Origin of the sequence: Nakamurella lactea DSM 19367 (assembly GCF_000426645.1) — a bacterium.
Taxonomy (GTDB): Bacteria; Actinomycetota; Actinomycetes; order Mycobacteriales; family Nakamurellaceae; genus Nakamurella; species Nakamurella lactea.
The window spans coordinates 143,584-165,477 of the sequence record NZ_AUFT01000018.1; the positions used below are offsets into that span (position 1 = coordinate 143,584).

General features: G+C 69.6%; 18 protein-coding genes. 10 read left to right on the forward strand and 8 right to left on the reverse strand.

Features of this window, described 5'->3' with window-relative positions; all coding sequences use genetic code 11:
- Nucleotides 1-15: 15 nt before the first annotated feature.
- Genes purL through K340_RS0117500 form a run of 4 tightly spaced genes read right to left on the reverse strand, consistent with a single transcriptional unit; the run spans nt 16 to nt 4,611 of the window.
- The gene (gene purL / locus K340_RS31090; protein ID WP_037365313.1) at nt 16-2,316 is read right to left on the reverse strand and encodes a phosphoribosylformylglycinamidine synthase subunit PurL; all 2,301 of its coding nucleotides are present in this window, start codon (nt 2,314-2,316) and stop codon (nt 16-18) included.
- Entirely contained in the window at nt 2,313-3,020 is a 708-nt protein-coding gene (purQ, locus tag K340_RS0117490) for a phosphoribosylformylglycinamidine synthase subunit PurQ (protein ID WP_029137653.1), read from the reverse strand. The genes purL and purQ overlap by 4 nt, the downstream gene beginning before the upstream one ends.
- Nucleotides 3,017-3,310 carry a phosphoribosylformylglycinamidine synthase subunit PurS gene (purS, locus tag K340_RS31095; protein ID WP_051266695.1) on the reverse strand — a complete coding sequence of 98 codons (294 nt, stop codon included), beginning with the start codon at nt 3,308-3,310 and terminating at the stop codon, nt 3,017-3,019. The genes purQ and purS overlap by 4 nt, the downstream gene beginning before the upstream one ends.
- Nucleotides 3,311-3,360: 50 nt before the next feature.
- On the reverse strand, nt 3,361-4,611 hold the full coding sequence (locus tag K340_RS0117500) for an acyltransferase family protein (RefSeq protein WP_029137654.1): 1,251 nt from the start codon (nt 4,609-4,611) through the stop codon (nt 3,361-3,363).
- Between the two features lie 98 nt (nt 4,612-4,709).
- On the opposite strand from K340_RS0117500, the gene K340_RS37325 reads away from it, so the two are divergent.
- The 4 genes from K340_RS37325 to K340_RS0117520 all read left to right on the forward strand — a co-directional run bounded on the left by K340_RS37325 (nt 4,710) and on the right by K340_RS0117520 (nt 9,069).
- The gene (locus K340_RS37325) at nt 4,710-5,450 is read left to right on the forward strand and encodes a CPBP family intramembrane glutamic endopeptidase (protein ID WP_051266697.1); all 741 of its coding nucleotides are present in this window, start codon (nt 4,710-4,712) and stop codon (nt 5,448-5,450) included.
- A 194-nt stretch (nt 5,451-5,644) separates the two neighbouring features.
- A complete protein-coding gene (locus K340_RS0117510; protein WP_029137656.1) occupies nt 5,645-6,274 on the forward strand; it encodes an MBL fold metallo-hydrolase in 630 nt (209 codons plus the stop codon).
- Between the two features lie 172 nt (nt 6,275-6,446).
- Nucleotides 6,447-8,555, forward strand: coding sequence for a spermine/spermidine synthase domain-containing protein (locus K340_RS31100; protein WP_084614611.1), 2,109 nt, complete (start codon nt 6,447-6,449; stop codon nt 8,553-8,555).
- A gap of 10 nt (nt 8,556-8,565) precedes the next feature.
- Nucleotides 8,566-9,069 (forward strand): OsmC family protein, encoded by a 504-nt coding sequence (locus tag K340_RS0117520; protein WP_029137657.1) that lies wholly within the window; start codon nt 8,566-8,568, stop codon nt 9,067-9,069.
- Between the two features lie 11 nt (nt 9,070-9,080).
- Here the strand turns inward: K340_RS0117520 and K340_RS0117525 are convergent, their stop codons facing one another.
- Nucleotides 9,081-13,379 carry a glycosyl hydrolase gene (locus K340_RS0117525; RefSeq protein WP_029137658.1) on the reverse strand — a complete coding sequence of 1,433 codons (4,299 nt, stop codon included), beginning with the start codon at nt 13,377-13,379 and terminating at the stop codon, nt 9,081-9,083.
- A 238-nt stretch (nt 13,380-13,617) separates the two neighbouring features.
- On the reverse strand, nt 13,618-14,121 hold the full coding sequence (locus K340_RS34485) for a hypothetical protein (RefSeq protein ID WP_029137659.1): 504 nt from the start codon (nt 14,119-14,121) through the stop codon (nt 13,618-13,620).
- Here K340_RS34485 and K340_RS0117535 point away from each other — a divergent pair.
- From K340_RS0117535 to K340_RS0117555, 5 genes are read left to right on the forward strand one after another with little or no spacing between them, the layout of a single operon-like run.
- Complete coding sequence (locus K340_RS0117535; protein ID WP_154674327.1) at nt 14,087-14,863, forward strand: cupredoxin domain-containing protein; 777 nt, start codon at nt 14,087-14,089, stop codon at nt 14,861-14,863. The two genes, K340_RS34485 and K340_RS0117535, sit on opposite strands and share 35 nt — an antisense overlap.
- 41 nt (nt 14,864-14,904) lie before the next feature.
- Nucleotides 14,905-17,103, forward strand: coding sequence for a sensor histidine kinase (locus K340_RS0117540; protein ID WP_029137661.1), 2,199 nt, complete (start codon nt 14,905-14,907; stop codon nt 17,101-17,103).
- The gene (locus K340_RS0117545; RefSeq protein ID WP_029137662.1) at nt 17,100-17,768 is read left to right on the forward strand and encodes a response regulator; all 669 of its coding nucleotides are present in this window, start codon (nt 17,100-17,102) and stop codon (nt 17,766-17,768) included. The genes K340_RS0117540 and K340_RS0117545 overlap by 4 nt, the downstream gene beginning before the upstream one ends.
- A complete protein-coding gene (locus K340_RS0117550) occupies nt 17,749-18,111 on the forward strand; it encodes a DNA polymerase ligase N-terminal domain-containing protein (RefSeq protein WP_037365316.1) in 363 nt (120 codons plus the stop codon). The genes K340_RS0117545 and K340_RS0117550 overlap by 20 nt, the downstream gene beginning before the upstream one ends.
- A gap of 37 nt (nt 18,112-18,148) precedes the next feature.
- Nucleotides 18,149-19,201, forward strand: coding sequence for an aldo/keto reductase (locus K340_RS0117555; RefSeq protein WP_029137664.1), 1,053 nt, complete (start codon nt 18,149-18,151; stop codon nt 19,199-19,201).
- Here the strand turns inward: K340_RS0117555 and K340_RS31110 are convergent.
- Both K340_RS31110 and K340_RS0117565 read right to left on the reverse strand, forming a co-directional pair.
- Nucleotides 19,151-19,822 carry a nitroreductase/quinone reductase family protein gene (locus K340_RS31110; protein WP_154674328.1) on the reverse strand — a complete coding sequence of 224 codons (672 nt, stop codon included), beginning with the start codon at nt 19,820-19,822 and terminating at the stop codon, nt 19,151-19,153. The genes K340_RS0117555 and K340_RS31110 overlap by 51 nt on opposite strands.
- A 99-nt stretch (nt 19,823-19,921) precedes the next feature.
- Nucleotides 19,922-20,815 carry a hypothetical protein gene (locus K340_RS0117565; RefSeq protein WP_154674329.1) on the reverse strand — a complete coding sequence of 298 codons (894 nt, stop codon included), beginning with the start codon at nt 20,813-20,815 and terminating at the stop codon, nt 19,922-19,924.
- 154 nt (nt 20,816-20,969) lie between these two features.
- On the opposite strand from K340_RS0117565, the gene K340_RS0117570 reads away from it, so the two are divergent.
- Nucleotides 20,970-21,887 carry an RNA polymerase sigma-70 factor gene (locus tag K340_RS0117570; RefSeq protein ID WP_029137666.1) on the forward strand — a complete coding sequence of 306 codons (918 nt, stop codon included), beginning with the start codon at nt 20,970-20,972 and terminating at the stop codon, nt 21,885-21,887.
- Nucleotides 21,888-21,894: the final 7 nt, after the last annotated feature.

Here is a 21,894-nt window from a genome sequence, read left to right on the forward strand (position 1 = left end):
ACCCACGCTGCATGCTCAGCCGAACAGCGCCGGAAGCGTCGCCTGCCAGGCCGTCCGCAGGTCGGCGACGGACAGCGTGGTGACGCCCTCGATGGCCAGCTCCGGCACTCCGTGCCGCTGGTCGGCATCGACCGTGCCGAGCCGGACAGCGGGCTGCTCCCGGTCGGCACACAACGCCAGCAGCTCATCGATCCGGTCCGCGGGCACCGTCACCACTGCCCGCGCCGCCGACTCGGAATACAGCGCCACGAACGGATCCAGCCCGGCCGGGAGGGCGACCGACGCTCCGCGGGCACCGATCACGCACATCTCCACCAGGGCCTGGGCGAGCCCGCCCCCGGACAGGTCGTGCGCAGCCGTCAGCAGACCGACGTCAGCGGCGGCGGCAACGACCTCGGCCAATCGGCGCTCGGCCGCCAGATCGACCTGCGGCGGCATCCCGCCGAGGTGATCGTGCACCACCCTGGCCCACTCGGAACCGTCCAGCTCGTCGCGGGTCTCACCGAGCAGCACCAACACGTCGCCGGCGCCGCCGACTCCCGCCGGAACCCGGCGACGCACATCGTCGATCACCCCGAGGACACCCAGCACCGGCGTCGGCAGGATCGCCGTTGTTCCGGTCTGGTTGTAGAAGCTGACATTCCCGCCGGTGACGGGGATGCCCAGCTGCCGGCAGCCGTCGGCGATCCCGCGCACCGCCTGGGAGAACTGCCACATCACGCCGGGATCCTCGGGCGAGCCGAAGTTCAGGCAGTCGGTGACGGCCAGCGGCACTGCGCCGGTCATCGCCACGTTCCGGTACGCCTCGGCGAGCGAGAGTTGTGCCCCGGCATAGGGATCCAGCGCGGTGAACCGAGGATTGCTGTCGGTGGCCATGGCCAGCCCGCGCACCGAGTCGTCGGCGATCCGGAGCATCCCGGCGTCGGCCGGCTGAGCCAGCACGGTGTTGCCGCGGACGTACCGGTCGTACTGATTCGTCACCCAGTCACGCGAGCACAGGTTCGGCGACCCGATCATGGTGGTGATCAGCCCACCCAGCTCATCCACCGAAGGTCGCGGCAACGAGGCAGAAGTGTTGGCCTGCAACGCGTCCTGCGCCTCCGGGCGCTGCACCGGGCGGTGGTACACCGGACCCTCGTGGGCGACGGTGCGTGGCGGAACGTCCACCACCACCTCACCACCGGAGGTGATTACCAGGCGGCCGGAGTCGGTCACCTCGCCGATCACCGCGGCCGGGACCTCCCACTTGGCGCAGACGGCGAGGAAGGCGTCCACCTTGGCCGGTTCGACGACGGCGCACATCCGTTCCTGCGACTCGCTGGAGAGCACCTCTGCGGGCGTCATTCCGGTCGCCCGGCGCGGCACCTGGTCGAGGTCGACCAGCATGCCGCCGTCGCCGGCGGAGGCGAGTTCCGAAGTGGCGCAGGACAATCCGGCTCCGCCCAGGTCCTGGATGCCGACCACCAGATCGGCCGCGAACACCTCGAGGGTGCACTCGATCAGCACCTTCTCGGCGAACGGGTCGCCGACCTGCACGCTCGGCAGTTTCTTCCGACCGGCGCCGGTCTCGTCGCCAGCGAACGAGTCCGAGGCGAGCACCGAGACGCCGCCGATGCCGTCCAGCCCGGTGGCCGAGCCGTACAGGATCACCTTGTTGCCGACGCCGGAGGCGTGCGCGGTGTACATGTCGGCCGAGCGCAGCACCCCGATGGAACCGGCGTTCACCAACGGGTTTCCGGCATAGGACGCGTCGAACTCGACCTCGCCGCCGATGTTCGGCAGGCCGAGGCAGTCACCGTAGCCGGCCACCCCGGCCACCACACCCGGGACCACCCGCTGCGAATCGGCGGCGTCGGCCGGGCCGAACCGCAGCTGGTCCAGCACCGCGACCGGCCGGGCGCCCATCGCCAGGATGTCGCGGACGATGCCGCCGACCCCGGTGGCCGCGCCCTGGTAAGGCTCGACGTACGAGGGGTGGTTGTGCGACTCGACCTTGAAGGTGACGGCCCAGCCGTCGCCGATGTCGACCACGCCGGCGTTCTCGCCGATGCCGGCCAGCATCTTGGACCGCATCTCGTCGGTGGTGGTTTCGCCGAAGTAGGCAAGATGCACCTTGGACGACTTGTAGCTGCAGTGTTCGGACCACATGATCGAGTACATGGCCAGCTCGGCGTCCGTCGGCCGGCGGCCGAGGATCTCCCGGATCCGTTGGTACTCGTCATCCTTGAGCCCGAGCTCGCGGAACGGCTGCGGCTGATCGGGGGTGCTCGCCGCCCGCGCGACGGTGTCGACGGCGGCCTGCTGTGCGGTGCTCATACCGAGGCCCCGACCGGGCCGCTGATCGCCTGCACGACAGCGGTGAACATGGCCAGCCCGTCGGTGCCGGGGCCGGTCAGCGCGTCGATGGCGTGTTCCGGGTGCGGCATCAGGCCGACCACGTTGCCGGCCGGGTTGCCGATGGCCGCGATGTCGCGCATCGAGCCGTTGGGGTTGCCCTGGCCATGGCCGTCGCCGACGTATCGCATCACCACCAGGCCGTCACCCTCGATCCGGTCGAGTTCGTCCTCGGTGGCCACGAACCGCCCTTCCGCGTTCTTCATCGGGATCAGGATCTCCGCGCCGTCGGCGTAGCCGGACGTCCAGACCGTCCCGGCGTTCTCGATCCGCAGTCGCTGGTCGCGGCAGAGGAACTTGAGTCCGGCGTTGCGGGTCAACGCGCCGGGCAGCAGGCCGGCCTCGCACAGCACCTGGAAGCCGTTGCAGATTCCCAGCACCGGCAGCCCACCGGCGGCCGCATCGATCACCGAGCGCATCACCGGCGCCTGGGCGGCGATGGCGCCGGCCCGCAGGTAGTCGCCGTAGGAGAAGCCGCCGGGCACCAGCACGCCGTCGACGCCGCGCAGGTCGGCGTCGGCGTGCCACAGCGGCACCGCCTCGGCGCCGGCGTAGCGGGCGGCGCGGGCGGCATCGCCGTCATCCAGGGTTCCGGGGAAGGTGATGACGCCGATCCTGGCCGTCACGCGTCAGCCGCCTCGGTGCTCGATGCCTCGGCGACGAACGCCTCGTCGTCGGTATCTTCCAGTCGGTGCACGGTCCAGTTCTCGATCACCGGATTGGCCAGCACGGAGGCGGCGATCTCCTCGAGGTCCGCGTCGCTGACGCTGTCGTCGACCTCCAGTTCGAAGTGCTTGCCCTGGCGCACCGACGTCACCCCCTGGTGCCCGGTCCGTCCGAATGCGGCCAGGATCGCCTTGCCCTGCGGGTCCAGGATCTCGGGTTTGATCACGACGTTCACTGCCACTCGAGCCACAGCGGTGCTCCAATGAGGGTTGGGGCCGGGAGATACTTGACCCGTCCAGATTAGTGCCTGTGGCCGCCGGAGCGGTCCTCAGGCGTCAGCCGTTCGCCGCCGTCGCCGACCTCGTCGTCGGCCACCACCACTCGTTTGGGCACCTTGGCCGGCTTGTTCTGCCAGCGGCGGCCGAACAGGTAGATCACCGGCAGCGTGCAGATCAACGGCCCGATGATGGCGACCGGGCGCATCAGCCACCAGTGCAGGGTCGGCGCCACCGCCTCGGAGTCCCGGCCGAAGATCGACCACTCGATGCCGCGGGACAGCGCCATTCCGGTGGTGTGGAACAAGAACAACGGCAGCGAGAACCGGGTGAAGACGGCCATCGTCCGTGATACCCAGCCGCCCTTGCCCAGCGCCCGCAGCACGCTGGGCCGGACCAGTTCGGCGACCCCGATCTGGAACACCGTGAGCGCCAGGATGCAGACCGTCGGCGGGGCCATGTTCGATCCTTGGCCGGGTACCCCGACCATCGAACCCGGGTACAGCCCGGAGAACACCAAACCGATCAGGGCGAACAGCCCGCCGAGGGTCATCAACCGGCCGAGCTGCCGCGACCGCGGGGACTGGTACTCCCAGTCGATCCGGCCGTCCGAGTAGCGCGGGGCGTCGTCCAGGCCGGTCACCCGGCTGTGGAAGTAGCCGTACTGGAACGCGAAACCCCAGACGAAGATCATGTTCGCGAACTCGACGTACGGGATGTGGTAGCGGAACCGCAGGACGTCGACGATCACCGCGAGACCGGCGAGCACCACCAGCACCACGCTGTCGTAGTGCTTGTGCAGCCAGACGGTGACCGGCATCAGCAGGATGAACGCCAGGTAGGCGGCGATGAACCACAGCGGCGAGACCACCATCACCACGGCCCGGCCCATCCAGCTCACGTCGAACACCGAGCTGATCACGATGCCCAGCACGATCCAGGTCACCAGCAACGCCAGCGACGGGATGGCCAGTGCCTTGGTCTGTCGCCAGACGAACTGCCAGATGGAGTCGCCGCGGGCGGCCGCCCGTTTCCAGGCCTGCAGGTGCACGTAGCCGCCGATGTAGAAGAACAGCGGCATCACCTGCAGCAGCCAGGTGAAGATCCACAGTCCGGAGGTGAAGCCGAGCGGGCTGGTCGCCGACGGACCGTCGTCACCCCAGATCAGGATGGTGAAGCACCAGTGCCACAGGATCACCACCAGTAACGAGAAGGCGCGCAGGAAATCGGCGTACGGATCCCGCTGGCTGGGACGGCGCGACGTCCGGGTGACCATCGTGCCTCCGTTCAGTTCGGGCGGGTGCGCTGTCGTTCACAGCCGATCACCTGGTACTTCATTTCTCGATCGCAACCGGCTGGGTCCACGATAGAAGCATGACGGCCCCTGCCCCGACCTACCCGGTGACGCACCGCCCCGAGTTGCGTCGCTACCTCGGGCTGGCTGCGGTCATTGTGCTGCTGGTCGTGAGCAACGTGATGGCCAACCGGGTGATTCCCCAGTGGGCGTACATCCCGTGGAACCTGTCGATGGCGGTCCTGCTGCTGGTCATCGCCCGGTTCGCCGGGGCCGGCCCGGTGGCCGTCGGGCTCGGAATCAGGCACTGGCACCGGCCGGTCGGCGTCGGGCTGCTGCTGGCCGCCCTCACCGCACTGATCTTCGCCCTGGGGATGGCCATCCCGGCGACCAGGGACGCGTTCGTCGACAGCCGGGCGGCGACCGCATCGGTGCCGATGATGCTCTACCAGGTGCTGGTGCGGATCCCGCTGGGCACGGTGGTGATGGAGGAGGTCGCCTTCCGCGGGGTGTTGCCGGCCCTGCTCGGGGCCTCTCCGGCGATCCGCTGGCGCTGGGGGCCGGTGCTGGGCGCATCCGTCCTGTTCGGGCTCTGGCACATCCTGCCGTCGATCGGCATGGCCACCGGCAACACGGCCGTCAACGAGGTGCTCGGCGGCGATCAGCTGGTGACGACCCTGCTGGCGGTTGCCTCGATGACGATCGCCGGGGTGCTGATGTGCGCGCTGGCCCGGCTCGGCAAGGGGATCAAGACGACCATGCTGCTGCACTGGGCGACCAACTCGCTCGGTTTCGTCGCCGCCTGGCTGCTGATGCACTGAGTCCGCCCGACCCTCCCGAAGTCGGCGCGGCCCTCATGACCTGCCCCTTTGACGATGCTCCGCGGAGCGGAGCAACGCCGCAGCGGTACGCCTGACCTGCACCTTTGACATTGCTCCGCGGAGCGGAGCATTGCCGAAGGGGGCTGCGCCCGGGTGGGCACGGGTACCGGCGGCGGCAGTCGTACAGTCGCGACATGGAGATCACCAAGTACGGACATGCGTGCCTGCAGGTGCGCGACGGCGACGCCAACATCCTGATCGATCCCGGCACCTTCTCCGCCGGTTTCGAGAACCTCACCGGGCTGACGGCGATCCTGGTCACCCATGTGCACGCCGACCATCTGGACACCGCCCGGTTCGGCGCGCTGGCCGCGGCGAACCCGCAGGTGGCGATCCATGCGGAGGCGGCAGCGGTTGAGGAGCTGGCGAAGGTCGGCGTCACCGCGACGGTGGCCACCGCCGGCCAACGGCTGGATGTCGGCACGCCGGTTGAGCCGTTCGGTGAGCTGCACGCGGTGATCCACGCCGACCTGCCGCGGTTCGGCAACATCGGTTACCTGATCGGCGGCCGGCTGCTGCACCCCGGTGACGCCCTGACCGTGCCCGACTTCGACGTGGAGATCCTGGCCGTGCCGACGATGGCGCCGTGGATGGCGCTCAAGGAGGCGATCGATTTCGAGCGGGCCGTGGCGCCGAAGGTGGCGATTCCGATCCACGAGGCGCTGCTGCGCAACACCGACATGTACTACGGGCGGCTGGAGCACATGGGCCCGGCCGGCTTGCGCCTGCTGAACCTGGACGACGGGCACACCGAACAACTCTGACCCGCGCTCTTCGCGGTTCGTCACGCGATCTCCGGGCCAGCGCACGGTTTCGCCCGTCCGGCGTGTCATGATGCACCGGTCCTGACGCTCGGCCGGCGATCCGCCCGGGCGTCGGGCCGTGTCCGTGGAGAACGCACCGCAGGCCGGAACAGCGGCCGTCTGGGGTCAGTTGATGAGCGAACGCACTCAGCGCAGGAACAGCACGACGGCAGGGACCGGCACGACCGTCGCCGGTGCGCGGCCGGAGCCGCCGGCCGGGTCGACGTTCGTCCCGCACCTGGACCCGGGCGCCACCGAGAAGTCGGTGATCGTCCGCCTGGTGCTCGGCAGCTTCGTCATGCTGTTCATCGAACTGGCGCTGATCCGCTGGCTCGGCTCCAACATCCTGCACCTGTCGTACTTCACCAACTTCGTGCTGCTCGGCTCGTTCCTGGGGATCGGGCTGGGCTTCCTGATCGCCCGCAAGAGCTGGTCGATCCTGCCGGTGTCCGGTGGGCTGCTGATGCTGCTGGTACTCGGCGTCTTCCTGTTCCCGGTGGGCCTGGATCGCACCGGGACATCCATCATCTACTTCACCGCGGCCAACCCGTCCGGGCCGCCGGCCTGGTTGGTGCTGCCGCTGATCTTCGTGGTGGTCGCCGTGCTGTTGGCCGGTCCGGCCGAGGTCGTCGGCCGCTGCTTCGGGCAGCTCAAGCCGCTGACGTCCTACCGTTGGGACCTGATCGGCTCGCTCAGCGGCATCCTCACCTTCACCCTGGTGTCGTTCCTGCGGGCGCCGTCACTGGTCTGGGGGTTGATCGCCTCGATCGTGCTGGTCGCGCTGAACCGGCCGGGTCTGAAGCTGCTCACCGGCATCTTCGGGGTCGGCATCGTGCTGGTGCTGCTGGCCGAATCGACCACCGCCGGCGTCTCCTGGTCGCCGTACTACAAGGTGCTGACCGAGGACGCCGGCACCTTCCAGGGCTCGACCCTGGTGAAGATCTCCGTCAACGGCGTGCCGCACCAGCTGATGGGGCCGGCCGAATGGAAGCTGACCGAAGCGGAAGCGCAGTACCGCACCCCGTACGAACGCACGGTCAACCAGTCGCTGGACAACGTGCTGATCGTCGGCGCCGGGTCCGGCTCGGACGTCGCCATCGCGCTGTCCAAGGGCGCCAAGCACGTCGACGCGGTGGACATCGACCCGCGGATCGTGCAGATCGGCGAGCAGCGCAACACCGACCGGCCGTATCAGGACCCGCGGGTCGACGTGCACATCAACGACGGCCGGGCCTTCCTGGAGAGCACCAGCACCAAGTACGACCTGATCCTGTTCGCCCTGCCGGACTCGCTCGCACTGGTCAACGGCGCCTCGCAGATCCGGCTCGAATCGTTCCTGTTCACCGCGCAGGCGCTGCAGGCGGCGCACGATCACCTGAAGCCGACCGGCGCCTTCTCGATGTACAACTACTACCGCGAGCCGTGGCTGATCGACCGGTTGGCCGGGACCGCGGCGGCCGCCTTCGGGCACCAGCCGTGCGTCGACCAGACGGTCGACCACCAGGCCGTCGTCACCATCGCAGTGGATCCGGCGAACCAGAAGTGCGCCAACACCTATCAGGCCAGCGGACCGGTGATCGCGCCGGCCACCGACGACCGGCCCTTCCTGTACTTCGAGGGCGGCGGGATCCCGGCGATGTACCTGTGGACGCTGTTCGGCATCCTGCTGATCTCGCTGATCGCGGTCCGCTCGCTGGGCGGTCCGTTCCGCTCGATGCGGCCCTATGCCGACCTGTTCTTCATGGGCGCGGCCTTCCTGTTGCTGGAGACCAAGAACATCGCCACCTTCGCGCTGCTGTTCGGCACCACCTGGTTGGTCAACGCGATGGTCTTCGCGGGGGTGCTGGTGATCGTGCTGCTGGCCGTCGAGACCACCCGAAGATTCAGGACGCCACCGCTGCCGGTGGTGTGGGGCGCGATCCTGGTGGCGCTGGCGCTCGCCTACGTGGTGAACCCGGACTGGCTGCTGGCCTGGCCGTTCTGGCCGCGGCTGATCGTCGCGGTGCTGCTGGCCTTCCTGCCGATCTACCTGGCCAACATCGCCTTCGCGAAACGGTTCGCCGCCACCGATCACGCGCAGGCGGCCTTCGGGGTGAACCTGCTCGGCGCGATCCTCGGCGGCTGCCTGGAGTACGCCGCGCTGCTCACCGGCTACCGCAACCTGCTGATCCTGGTCGCGGTGCTCTACGGCCTCGCCTTCCTGCTGACCCCACGGCGCGGCGGCAAGCTGATCAGCATCTAGATTGACCGGCATGGAAGCCGCCGAACTCCGCGCCCTACAGAAGCCCGTCAAGGACGCCTACCGCGACGACCCGGCGAAGGCAACGGTCCGCAAGACCGTCGAGGGCCGGTTCACCGCCGACGGCATCACCTGCACGGTGGACACCTGGGCCGGGCCGACCAGGGCCGGGCTGCACCCGGCGACGGGGGGTGACGGGTCAGACGCCTGTTCGGCGGACATGCTGCTGCAGGCGCTGGCCGCCTGCGCCGGGGTGACGCTCCGGTCGGTGGCCACCGCGATGGGCATCGAGCTGCGCGATGCGGTGATCAGCGCCAGCGGGACCTGGGACGCGCGCGGCACCCTCGGGGTCGACCGCAGCGTGCCGGTCGGCTTCACCGCGATCGAGTTGAGCTTCGAGCTGGACACCGACGCCGAGCCGGCCAAGGTGGACAAACTGCTCGAACTCACCGAGCGCTACTGCGTCATCGCCCAGACCCTGCAGGCCCCGCCGACGGTCACCGTCGCCCGCGGCTGATCCCGGCGCCGTCAGCCGCGCGCCTCGAACTCCACCACCCTGCTGTAGCCGTGGTCGTTGCTGTCGGTGATCAGCAGCCGCAGCGCGCCGGTGGTGACCGGCGGAAAGTCCGAGACAACGGTGCCGTCGGTATTGCCGCGGACCTGGGCCAGCGTCGACCATGAGCCGTCGACCAGCGCCTGGACGTCGTAGTCCCGCAGCCCGTAGCCCGACGCCGGGTTGGTGCCGTTGTCGACGGTGAACACCCTGGCCTGTGTGAGCGTCACCGGCTCGCTCCAGGTCAGCGTCAGGGTGTCCGGCCAGGTCGCCTTGTCCGCGTCGTTCCAGCCGTTCCCGGCGTTCCAGACCGCGTAGTCGTGCTGGCCGGCGATCGAACCGTCGTTGACCGCGGCCACCGAGAACTTGGAGTGGGTGCTGGAGGCGCCGGCGGTGGCCAGCTTGGCCAGATTGTCGACCTTCGCGTACACCGACAGTTCGCCGAGCTGGGTGTTGTTGCCCGGCTCGCTGGTGTACCAGCCGCGGGTGACGTGCAGCCGGACATACCTCGCGGTGGTCCGGGCGAACTGCGTCACCTGACCGGTTTTCGGGGCGTCGGTGACGGTGGCCACCGTCGTCCAGGCGCTGCCGTCCAGTGAGGTCTGCACCTGGTAGTCGCGGGGTCCGTAGCTGCTCCGGCCGGACTGCCCGATCGCCATCAACGAGGTCGGATCGCCGAGGTCGACGCCGATCTCGGCCGGGTCGGTCGCCGTCGGCCCCTGGCCGGGGACGTTGCCGCCGGACACCCAGAACGTCGAGGCCTGGCCATCGGTGGCGAAGCTCGCCGGATACCGGTCCTGGTTCGAGGACGCGAAGGCCTGCGGGTACCTGGCGCCAACGGTGTTCAGCGCCAGGTTGTCCGAGTGGCTCAGCAGCACCTCCGCGGACCCGCTGGTCCCGTTCGAACCGTCGACGCCGATCGTCACCCGGCTACTCCCGTCGGTCCGATCACCGTGCAGCAGCACGGTTTCGGTGACGAACGAGTCGGCAGGGATCCGCACCTTCCGCGCCGGGAGGTCGGCACTGACGCCGTCACCGGTGGTCGCGGTCAGCGTCACCTGCACGGTCTTGGATGCGCCGTTGTGGATCCGGATCCTGGCCTGGTTGGTGCCGCCGGCGGCCAGCGGCAGGCGGCGGTCGAGCGCCTCAACCGTCAGCGTCGGCTGCTTCGCGTCAACCGGCGTGAGGGTGACCGGACCGAGTAGCCCGTAGTCCATCCGCTCCCGTCCGGCGGCGCCGGTACCCGGCGCCACCCGGACCGCGTTCAGCAGCGTCGACGCCACCCGGACGGTCACGGTGTTGCGGCCCGGCCGGATCCGGTCGCCGATGTCGATGTGGTGCAGGTCCTGCAGATCGACCGGGTCCAGTTGGGTGCCGTTGACGGCGACCCGCACCGTGTCCACCGCCGACCCGAGATCCAGGTAGCTGCGGCGCACGCCCTGCCACGACGAGCCGACGGTGAAGGTGCTGGTGTAGGTGCCGATGCCGGACACGTCCGCCAGGTCCACCGGGTAGCCGGCGTCCGTGGTGACCGCCGACCAGGGCGGCAGAGTGCCGTCGTCGGCGGCCGTCAGCTGCACGCTGGGCAGCGCGGTCTTGCTGGTGTCGCCGGCCAGGTCCGACGGACCTGCGGTCCAGCTTTCGGTAGCGAGAGTCCAGTCGTCCAGGGCGATCTGGCTGACGCTCCCGTCGTTGCGGGCCGTGGTCACTTGGTGCCCGGGGTGTCCGGCGCCGGGGAAGGTGTCGTCCCGACGGGCGGTCACCGCGATCACCGTGGCGTCGGCCGCCTCCAGCCGGACGTCGACGGTGACCTTCCCGCCGGAGCGCTGGTAGTCGGTGATCGGGGTGATCTCGCCGGTCCAGGTGTTGAGCCGGTACGGCACGCCGGAGCCGGTGAGGGTGATCTGCTGTTCGGCCGTCGACGTCGATTGGTTGAACAGGTAGTAGTAGTTCGTCCCGGAGTCCTGTCGGCGGACGCTGACGATGTCCGACGAGGCACCGGATGCCGTGCCCTGTCCGGGCTTTCCGGGAGTCGCGGCACCCGGCCGGTCGATCGCCCGGTGGGCGGCGGCCGCCGGTACCTTCAGCCGGGCCAGCGCCGCCGGTACCTCGCTCTCGCTGCCGACCCGGATCACCCCTGGGGTCCGGCGGAGCTGGGTCATCACCGCGGCCAGCCGGCGGTCCTTCACACCGGTCGGATCCAGACCCGGTGTGTGGGACGGGAAGTCGCCGATCACCACGACCTTCAGGCCGCTGCGGGCAAAGGACAGCAGCCGCTGCGCGGTGTCCAGCGGCATCGTGCTCTGGTCCTTGAGCAGCATTGCCCGGTAGGCGCTGGACTGCGGGAACAGCGTGCCGTTGGAGACCGACGCATCGTCGCCACGCAGGCTCGCCGGGCTGACGTAGTCGTAGGTGTAACCCTGTCGGGCCAGCGCAGACCTGCTGCTCAGCAACGTGTTCGAGCCGGATCCGGTGGTGCCGTGCCCGGTCATCCCGAAGTCCTGCCAGTACACCGCGACGTCGAACCGCGGCTTGCCCTGCCGGAGCACCAGCTGCAGCCGGGCCACATTGTCGTTGACCTGCTTGTAGTCCGCCCAGTTCGGGCCGCCCTTGGCGCCCCAGGCCTCGGCGAACGAGGTGTTGCCGCCGTACGTCATCCCCGGCCATCTGGTCGAGGCGCTGACGTTGTCCGGTCCCTGCGTCAGGTACGGATAGCCGTGCCAGACCACCTGGGTCACCCCGCCGGCGAAGCCGCGGTAGACCGCCTGCAGGTTGCCTGGGTCCTCGGCGCCGCCGGCGGTGGTGGCCCAGACCTTCTCCCTGGTGGCGCAGCACTCGTTGGACACCATGGTGTTGCCGTTCAGGTGCGCGCCGACGGCCAGCAGCTTGTAGTCCTCGATGTTGTGGTTGAAGGCCAGCGACTCCCCCTCGGGGATGTCGACGAACCGACTCGCCTCGGCCGTGTCGACCGGACCGCCGTAGGGCTGCTCGCGCAGCCCCATGCCGTTCGCCCGGGTCCACTGCTGCAGGAACTTCAGCCGCCGGTCGATGTAGACATCGCTCCAGGTCTGCCGGTAGTCGGTGCGGATCCGGGCGCCGTCGGCGAAGTCGAAGAAGGTGCCGGCCGACAGTCCCTGGGTGCCGGCACCGGCCAGCGCCGGCAACAGCGGGATCGGCGAGTAGCCACGCCGCTGCTGCCACTGCTGGGCGAAGTCCCAGGTCCACTTCTGCGAGCTACCCAGTTCCAGCGAGTCCTCGAACAGGTTGACGCTGCCGACCTGCTTGATCTGCTGCCGGACCTGCGGGGTGAGGATCTGCGAGTCGTAGAAGTCGGTGGTCGCCTCGGCGCCCTGCCGGCTGAGGTAGTCCAGGTAGTAGTTCGGGCTGGTCGCGGTGAGATTGCTGCGACTGGTGCCGTCCGCGGTCTGGTAGAAGGCGATCAGCGCATAGGTGTCGGTGGCCGTCCCGGGAAAGGTGACGGACAGCTTGCCGTCGCTCACCTGTCCGGTCAGCACCTGCACCGAACCCTGGTCGAGCATCCGGGATCCGGACGTCTGGGTGTCGCAATCGGCCTGTTGGCAGCGGGCCACCAGGGCGGCGACCAGGGTGGTGGTGGCGCCCTTGGGCGGAGCCGGCGTGAGGTTCGCCGGCAGCGCCCCGCTGCGCGTGCTGCCGCCCGGCGCGAACTCGTAGGAGTACACCAGTTGCTGGGCCGCCCGCGGATCGTTGAGGTCCGAGACGGTCGGCACCACCGCGGGCCAGCGCGGCCCGATGGTCAGGTCGAGTCCGAGGTCAAGGTCGGCGGCGGCCGCCAGCATGGTGTCGACCTTCTCGGTCCACAGCGGCGTTCCCCAGCCGTACTTCGCCAGGAAGTCCGGGGACTTCCCGTCGGGGCCGTCGACCGAGAATGCGGCCACCTCGGCGCCGCCGGCGCCGGCGGCCTTCATGTCGGCGAGTTCGGCGCGCAGTTCGTCGTTGTCGGTGTAGGCCAACGGCATCCACCACCGGTACTTCGGCCGGACGGTGGCCGGTGGGTCGGCGAACGTGCTCGCCGTCAGGCGCGGTGCCGCAGCGGTGGCCGCCGGCTCGGGCGCAGCGGGTGCCGACGCGGCGGGTGCCGACGCGGCCGGGGCGGGCGCGGCCGGGGAGGCCGGTGCGGGCGCGGCCGCGGCGGGCGCAGCCGGGGCGGGCGCGGCGGCGACGGTCAGCAGACTGCCGGTCAGCACTGCGGAAACGGCGAGCCCGAGGATCGGGCGCCGGCGGACGAGTTTCATGCGTCTCCCTGGATGCGACGGCAGTGTCGAGCCCGACCCACCTTTCAGAACGAAGCCGCGCACGTCAATGACAACGGCCGCAACGAAAGTGCGCGACGGTGCATCGAAACCGATCGCGCGCCGGATCGAAGACCTCGACCGCCGTCGCCGGGACGGCGCTGTCCCGGGACCGGAATCCCGGCCGCCCGGGACACCGGGCCGATGACGGCAGGACCGCTCCCGCCCCACCCTGACCTGGTCAACAGCCAATCGGCCCGGACCGACGCCAGCCCGGCCTGGAACGGGCCCGTTCAGGGGAGATCCAGATGTCGTTACCGAGCACCGCACGCACGAGCCCTACCCGGTTGAACACTCCGCGAGGATCGATGCGCACGTGTGCGCCGATCGTCGTGGCAACGTTGGTACTCACGTTGAGCGCCTGCGGCACGACGAAGAATGCGGCCGGCCCGTCCGTCCCCCCGGCCACCTCGGCGGCCGCGGCGCCGGCGGTCACCGCAGCCGCCGCCGCGGCCCAAACGTCCGCACCGGCAGTCAGTTCCGCGCCGGCTTCCAGCGCCGCCGACCCGTCGATGGATCCCTCGATGGAGATGAGCAGCTCCGCGGACGCGCCGACGTCGCCGGCCGCTTCGTCGTCAGCGGAGTCCTCGAAGGCCGCGCCCCCGAAATCCGCGCCCCAGAAGCCGTCGACCCCGCCCGACCCGGCCGCCGTGCCGAAGGCGCCGATCGAGAACGCCATCACCATCGAGACACCCGGTATGCGCTACAACATTTCCGGGAAACTGCACCCCGGCATCGCCTCGATCACCCTGACCAACTCCGACGACGAGGCGCACATGATGGCCGTCGCCAGGCTGAAGAAGGGCGTCACCCTCAAGCAGGTGCGCAAGGCACTCGGGCAGAGCGAGGGCGCGGCCGCGCCGCTGCTCGCCGACGGGATGGATACCAGCTACGGCACCCCGGATCTGCTCGGCGCCGGGCAGTCCGAGACCGTCACCGCACTGGATCTGCCGGCCGGCACCTACGCACTGATCTGCTTCCTGACCGACGCGAAGGGCATGCCGCACTGGCAGATGGGCATGGTCGATCTGCTGACGGTGGCCGGCCCGGTCGCCACCGAGAAGCCGAAGTCGGACGGCACCATCACCCTCGACGACAAGGCGATCACCCTGCCGAAGGGCTTCACCGGTAGCGGCACCTTCCTGGTCCGCAACGCGGGCAAGGCGCCGCACAACATCTCGATCGCCAAGTTGGACAAGGGCACGCCGCTGCTGGACTACTACCAGCACGTCGGACAGGCAATGAACGGTTCGGGTCAGGTCGAGGGCGGCGGCGGCCACCTGGTCGGCGGGATCGATGCGCTGTCGCCGGGCCAATCGGCCTACCTGACGCTGGCCCTGACCAAGGGTCACTACGCCTACCTGTCGACCACGGATGCGCAGGGCCCGCAGTTGCCGACGCAGCACGGCGAGCTCGACATCTCGTGATCACTCTTCCCGCGGGCACCGCTCGGGGGGATCATGGCGTGATGTCCGGAATCACCAGTGACGCGGCCGTGGGGGATCCGCACCCCGGCCGGGAGCGGCTGGCCAGGGTGCTGGCCTGGCCGGCGCTGCTGATGCCCGCGCTGATCCTGGCGCTGCACCTGGCCAACGCGAACACCCCCGTGCAGACCTGGTGGTTCGGCTTCTTCGTCATCGGCGGCGGGCTGGGCGCGATGGGCGCCCTGCTCGCCACCAAGGTGCCCGACAACCCGATCGGCTGGATCTTTCTGGTCGGCGGGATCGGCGAAGGGTTGACGGGGTTCGGCCGGGAATGGGCGGTGTTCGGGTACGTCACCCATCCTGGCAGCCTGCCGTTCCCGGAGTGGGCGGCGTGGTTCGGCTGGGGCGCCACCATCTCGTTGGCGACCCTTCCACTTGCCCTGCTCCGATTCCCGGACGGCCGGCTGTCCAGCCGGCGTTGGCTCATCGTGCAATGGGCGGTGGTCTGCTTCACCGCGGTGTCGGTGGTCGCCCAGATGCTCACCGCCACCGAGTACACCGAGGAGATGCCCGGGCTGCGCAACCCGATCGGTGTCCCGTGGTCCGGTTGGGACGCCATCGAACTGGTTGCCTGGACGTGCCTGTCCGCAACCGTTGTGCTGGCGGCGCTGTCGCTGGTGCTGCGCTGGCGGGGAGCGACCCCGCAACTGCGCCGACCGCTGCGCTGGGTGACCATCGCCGGGGTCGCCCTGTGCATCGAAACCGTGCTCGAGAACACCCCGATGTCGGACCGCCTGGCCATCTTCGACTGGCTCGGGCCGCTGGTGTTCCTGATCTTCGTCGGGACCGTCACGCTGGCGATCCTGCGATACCGGTTGTGGGACATCGACGTACTGATCGACCTGTCGCTGGTCTACGGCATCCTGACCGTGCTGGTCGGTGGACTGTTCGTGGCCGCGGTCACCCTCGCGGGAAAGGTGCTGGACCAACAAGATGCGCTCTGGCCGGCCCTGGTCGCCATCGGGGTGTTCGCGCTCGCCTTCGTCCCGTTGCGCAATCGGATCCAGCAATTGGTCGACCGCGTTCGCACCGGCGCTCGCACCGACCCCTACCGAATGCTGTCCATCCTGGGTCGCGATCCCGATCAGCCGGCCGGCAGCGCGCTGCTGGCCGAGGCGTTGGAAGTCGCGGTCGGCGAGTCCGGTTGGCTCGACTACCTGTGCGTCACCCCCACGGACAGCCCGCCGGTGACCAGCGGCGCCGCCCGCACCGAGAAACACGGTGTGACGCTGATGTTCTCGGGCGTCCCGGTCGGCGAGATGCAGGTCGCGTTCCGACCGGGCACCACGGGTCGGGTGGGCCCGGCGCAGCTGGCCGAGCTGGCCAACCGGGTGGCCGCGGTGGCACACGCGGTCGGTGTCGGTGAGGCGGTCGCCCAGTCGCGGCGGAACATCGCGGTCGCCCGCGAGGAGGAACGCCGCCGGGTGCGCCGCGATCTGCACGACGGGTTGGGGCCGGCGCTGGCGGCGATCGCGATGCGGGTCGACGGGGCGCGGATGCTGGTGGGCTCCGACCCGCTGCGAGCCACCGAGGTGCTGTCCAAGCTGGGGGATGACGTCCGCACCACCATCGATGACGTCCGCCGACTGGTCTACGACCTGCAGCCGCCGGTACTGGACGCGGTCGGGCTGGTGGCGGCGCTGGCCGAGCAGGCCTCGGCGTTCTCCGGTTCGGCGGCCGTCACCGGCTTGGCCGACGGCACCGATCAGCAGCCCGGGTTGTCGGTGGAACTCGTTGCCCCGACCGACTTTCCCGACCTCCCGGCGGCGGTGGAGATCGCCTGCTACCGGATCGTCTGCGAGGCGCTGGCCAACGTCGCCCGGCATTCACTGGCCTGTCACTGCCAGGTCACGCTGACCCTGGCGGACGACGTCCTGCAGATCGTGGTCGACGACGACGGGCAGGGGGTCGCCACCGGCGCGCGGCCCGGGGTGGGCACCGCCTCGATGATCGAGCGGGCCACCGAACTGGGCGGCGGCTGCCTGCTGAGCGACTCCCCGATGGGCGGAACCCGGGTGACGGCAACGCTTCCGGTGGGACCGACCGGTCCGCCGGCCCGGTCGGTGGTGGCGTCCGGCCCGGCGTCCGGCCCGGCGCCGATCGCGGAGCTCGGCAACACGCCGGTCGCGGCGACCGACCCGGCCATCGGGTCGGGGCCGGCCCTGGTCGAGGTGACGCCATGACCGTCCCTACCCGCCGCGAACCGGTCCGGCTGCTGCTGGTCGACGACCACCCGATGTTCCTCGAGGGCCTGCGATTGGTGTTGTCCGCCGAGGCCGACCTCGAAGTCGTCGGCGAGGCCGTCACCGGCGACCAGGCGGTGACCGCGGCGCTGGACCTGCAGCCCGACGTGGTGGTGATGGATCTGCACCTGCCGGGGCTGCGCGGTACCGACGCGACCCGGCAGATCGTCGCCACCAGCCCACATATCGGGGTGTTGGTGCTGACCATGTTCGACGACGACGACAGCGTGTTCGCCGCGATGCGGGCCGGCGCCCGCGGCTACCTGCTGAAAGGGGCGGCGCACGCGCAGGTGGTCCGCGGCATCCTGGCCGTCGCCGACGGGGAGGTGATCTTCGGTCCGTCGGTGGCGCGGCACATGCAACGCTTCTTCGAGGCGCCGCCGGTGCCGTCGGTCTTCCCGGGGCTGACGCCGCGCGAGCACGAGGTGCTCGACCTGGTGGCCCGCGGCCGGTCCAATACCGACATCGCCCGGTCGTTGGGGGTGTCCGGGAAGACGGTCCGCAACCACGTCTCCAACCTGTTCGCGAAGCTGCAGGTGGCCGATCGGGCGCAGGCGATCGTCCGGGCCAGATCGGTCGGCCTCGGTGTCGACGAGCAGGGCTGACGACCGGCCGGTGTTCGTCCTGCACGAGCATCACCGGCCGCGGCACCACTTCGATCTGCGGCTGGAGCAGGACGGCGTATTGCGGTCGTGGGCGGTGCCACGCGGGCTGCCCACCGAATCCGCCCGCGACCGGCTGGCGGTGCCGGTGGCCGATCACGACCTGGAGCACGCCACCTACACCGACCCGGACAAGGCGATCGCCGACACCGGATGGTGGGAGCTGTTGGACCGCAACGCCAAACGTTTCGTCTTCCGGTTGCACGGCGCCACCGGCAGCCGCCGATACGCGCTGATCGACACCGGCCGCGACTGGTTGCTGCATCTGACCAAGGAACAACCCTGAGGTCCGCGGCGCTGCGAGCCGGCCGTAGGGTTGTCACATGGAATATCGCCAGCTCGGCCGCAGCGGCCTGAAGGTATCCGTACTCACCCTGGGCACCATGGGCTTCGGCGGCGCCGGCGGGTTCAGCAAGGTCGGCAGTCTCGACGTCGCGGATGCCAAGAGCCAGGTCGATCTGTGTCTGGACGCCGGGGTGAACCTCATCGACACCGCCGACATGTACTCCGCCGGGCTGTCCGAGGAGATCGTGGGCCAGGTCCTGCGGGGCCGCCGGGACGAGGTGCTGCTGACCACCAAGGTGCGATTCACCATGGGCGAGGGCCCGAACGATGCCGGGCTGTCCCGGCACCACATCATCCGCGGCTGTGAGGCCAGCCTGCGTCGGCTGGGCACGGATTACCTGGACCTGTACCAACTGCACGAACGGGACGGGGTGACGCCGGTCGAGGAGACCCTCGAGGCGCTGGACCTGTTGGTCGCGCAGGGCAAGGTGCGCTATGTCGGCGCGTCGAACTTCGCCGCCTGGCAGATGATGAAGTATCTGGGCGTCGCCGAGCGGGATCGACTGCCGCGCTTCGTCTCCCAGCAGATCCACTACTCGCTGTTGTCCAGGGACGCCGAGTACGAACTGATCCCGATGAGCATCGACGAGGGCATCGGCAACCTGATCTGGAGTCCGCTGGGCGGCGGCATGCTGACCGGCAAGTACCGGCGTGGCGGCACCGACGAGACGGTCCGTTACGCCGAACTGAACGCCAGTACCGAGCCGCCGGTCCACGATCCGGAGCAGCTGTACGACCTGGTCGAGGTGATCGCGGCAGTTGCCGGCGCCCATGAGGTCTCGCTGGCGCAGGTGTCGCTGGCCTACCTGCTGGACAAGCCGGGCGTCAGCAGTATCGTCATCGCCGGCCGCACCCAGGAGCAGTTGGCCGACAATCTCGCGGCGCTGGATCTGACGCTCAGCGATGACGACGTCGCGCAACTGGACGCGGCGTCGGCGCTCCGACCGATCTATCCGTTCTGGCACCAGGCGGCGACCGCCTCAGACCGGCTGTCGGCCGGCGACCTCACCCTGCTGCAGCGCTACCTGTAGCTGCTCGTTCCGGTCGGTCAGTCGGATCCGCACGGTGACCAGATCAGCGCCGAGCACCCGCACGTTCATCGCATTGAAGGCCCGGAGCGGATGTCCGCGGATGATCCTGCGCTGCCGGGCAAGCGGGTCGTCGTCGGGTAGCACCGTGGCCACCCCGGTGAGCCAGCGGTAGCGGAACCCGATCCGCACCCGCACCCTGACCCGGGGGTCGGCACGGATGTTGCGCACGTAGCCGGCCCGCAGCCCGTGCTCGGCGATGATCCAGAAGTCGTCGCCAGTTCGGCCGTTGCCGACCGGTACCCGACGCGGCCGGCCGGAGGTCCGGCCAGTGGTCTCCAGCAGCGCGAGTCCGAGCGGGTTGAGGCCGACCGCCAGCAGGGTCCGCACCGCAGGGCTCAGCAGCCAGCGCTGGAACGTCCTGGCCAGCAGGATCTTCGCCCGCCGGCTGCACACGGTGATCACGAACAACGTCAGATACACCGCTGTCTGCACGATCGGCAGCGTCGGACCGCCACCCGGGGCGAGCAGGAACAGCGCCCAAGTGATCGCCAGCGCGACAAGGGTTCCGGCGATCAGACCGCGCGGAACCGCGCCGCGGGCCGCTCGAGCGGCATTGCTCATACGAGTGTACAGCTTCATACGACTGTATGATTGCAGATGCGGCGGTCAAGTCAAGCAGTTTGTCCGAAGAAGCGGCGACCATGCGCTGGAGGCGGCGACTCAGGGCGACCAGGGCAACGGCGCGGATCCGATGCCCAGCAGCGAACCGGACAGAGTGCGGGTCGGATCGGCAACGCTCACCCGGCAGCTGGCCGCGGCGCCGCTCCAACTGCCGTCATCGACGGCCTCGACCCGCAGCTGGCCGCCGGCCGTCGGGTCCGTCATTCCAGTTGCGGTCACGGCAAACTGCCGACACGCAGCCTGGTAGTCGTCCGCTGTCGTTGCCCCAGTTGTCAGGTAGACGGACCCGATCTGTTCGACGTTATGTGATCGACCGCAGATCTCCGACATCTCGTCGCGGGTGCCCGGTTCGCTAGTGGTACTGAAGAAGCAGCGCCCGTATATCCGCGCCATTTCGGGGCCAGTCAGCTCGACCGCGGTCGGGATCCCGTCGGGATCGACGGCAACACAGGCAACCCAATGACCGGCCGGATCATCCTCGGTCGGACCTACGAGCTGGGCCGAGGGGATCGCATCGGTCCGAATCCCGATCTGCCGCCCGGCCCGCCGCCAGATCCGCCCGGTCGCACCCACCTTGTCGGCGAGCGCGGCAAGCGCCGGTCCACAGTCGGCTTCCGACTCGGTGAACATCTCCCGCAGGCTCATCACCCGTGGCAGATCGACGCCGACCCGTACGGCTATCACCCGCGCGGCATCGACAGCGGTGCAGTCGCCAGGTGTCCCGCGGGATGTCGACGTTTGCGGTTGGCCGTCGTCCAGGACGATGTTCCCCTGGCCGCCGACGGCGAGCACGCCGGTCAGGCACTCGCCGACGGTCGGGATCGGCACCCCAGCGGCGCTGCCGGCGACGCGCTTGCCGCCGATCACCGGCAGGAAGACCGCGGCGAGCGCCGCCAGCGCCAGCACCGCGAGCCCCGTCGTTCGCCGCTCCACCGCCGAAGTCTAGGACGCCGGATCGGGCCGTGCCGACGGTCAGCTGCCGTGCCTGTCACGGTTCGGCGGACTCCGGTGTCTCATGTCCGGGGTTCGGCTTCGACAGCTTCAGGACGAAGGGATCGACCATGATGGTGTCCGTGGAGCGTCTGCGATGAGCGGAACATCGGGGTCGGGCTCGGCGGAGTCGGCGGCGGCCGTGTTCGCCGAGTACCGGTCGCTGCTGTTCACCGTGGCCTACGAGATCACCGGGTCCGTGGCCGACGCCGAGGACGTGGTGCAGGACAGTTTTCTGCGATGGACCGGCGTCGATCAGTCCCAGGTGCGCTCGCCGCGGGCCTACCTGGCCAAGATCGCCACCCGCGAGGCGCTCAACAAGCTGCGATCGGCGAGCCGACGGCGCGAGGAGTATGTCGGATCCTGGCTGCCTGAGCCGGTGTTGACCGAGCCCGACGTGGCCGACGACCTGGTGCTCGCCGAATCGGTGTCGATGGCGATGATGGTCGTGCTCGAGACGCTGACACCTGACGAACGAGCCGTGTTCGTGCTAGGCGAGGTGTTCGGGTTCTCGCATGCGGAGATCGCCGAGGCGATCGGCAAGAAGGTACCGGCGGTCCGGCAGATCGCCAGCCGTGCCCGCTCGCATGTGCAGGCGCGGCGGCCGGCGCCGGCCGCCGCCGTCGATCACCGAGAGGCCGATTCCCAACTGGTGGACCGGTTCATGCTGGCCGCCACGACCGGGAATCTGCAGGCGCTGATGGATGTGCTGGCGCCGGACGTGGTGTTGCTCACCGACGCCGGCGGCCAGAAGTCAGCGGCGCTGCGTCCGATCAACGGCGCGGACAAGGTGGGACGGTTCTTGGTGGCCGTGATCACCGAGAAGATCGCCGGCACCCTGCGGGCGGAGCCGGCGCTGGTCAACAGCGCCCCCGGCAGCGTCGTTTACATCGATGACGTGGCCGACACGATCGGCACCTTCGATCTGGTCGACGGCCGGATCAGCACCATCTATCTGGTCCGCAATCCCAACAAACTCGCAGGTCACGGCACCCGTCGCCGCCTCGGCCGCTGACTGCCCA

Coding starts and splice junctions, on each gene's coding strand:
- K340_RS0117510 (WP_029137656.1), top strand. CDS start 5,645: ATGGAGATCACCAAGTACGGACATGCGTGCCTGCAGGTGCGCGACGGC.
- K340_RS0117500 (WP_029137654.1), bottom strand. CDS start 4,611: ATGGTCACCCGGACGTCGCGCCGTCCCAGCCAGCGGGATCCGTACGCC.
- K340_RS34485 (WP_029137659.1), bottom strand. CDS start 14,121: ATGGTGATGGCGTTCTCGATCGGCGCCTTCGGCACGGCGGCCGGGTCG.
- K340_RS37325 (WP_051266697.1), top strand. CDS start 4,710: ATGACGGCCCCTGCCCCGACCTACCCGGTGACGCACCGCCCCGAGTTG.
- purL (WP_037365313.1), bottom strand. CDS start 2,316: ATGAGCACCGCACAGCAGGCCGCCGTCGACACCGTCGCGCGGGCGGCG.
- K340_RS31110 (WP_154674328.1), bottom strand. CDS start 19,822: ATGAGCAATGCCGCTCGAGCGGCCCGCGGCGCGGTTCCGCGCGGTCTG.
- K340_RS0117540 (WP_029137661.1), top strand. CDS start 14,905: ATGTCCGGAATCACCAGTGACGCGGCCGTGGGGGATCCGCACCCCGGC.
- K340_RS0117570 (WP_029137666.1), top strand. CDS start 20,970: ATGAGCGGAACATCGGGGTCGGGCTCGGCGGAGTCGGCGGCGGCCGTG.
- K340_RS0117525 (WP_029137658.1), bottom strand. CDS start 13,379: ATGAAACTCGTCCGCCGGCGCCCGATCCTCGGGCTCGCCGTTTCCGCA.
- K340_RS0117555 (WP_029137664.1), top strand. CDS start 18,149: ATGGAATATCGCCAGCTCGGCCGCAGCGGCCTGAAGGTATCCGTACTC.
- K340_RS0117520 (WP_029137657.1), top strand. CDS start 8,566: ATGGAAGCCGCCGAACTCCGCGCCCTACAGAAGCCCGTCAAGGACGCC.
- K340_RS0117545 (WP_029137662.1), top strand. CDS start 17,100: ATGACCGTCCCTACCCGCCGCGAACCGGTCCGGCTGCTGCTGGTCGAC.
- K340_RS31100 (WP_084614611.1), top strand. CDS start 6,447: ATGAGCGAACGCACTCAGCGCAGGAACAGCACGACGGCAGGGACCGGC.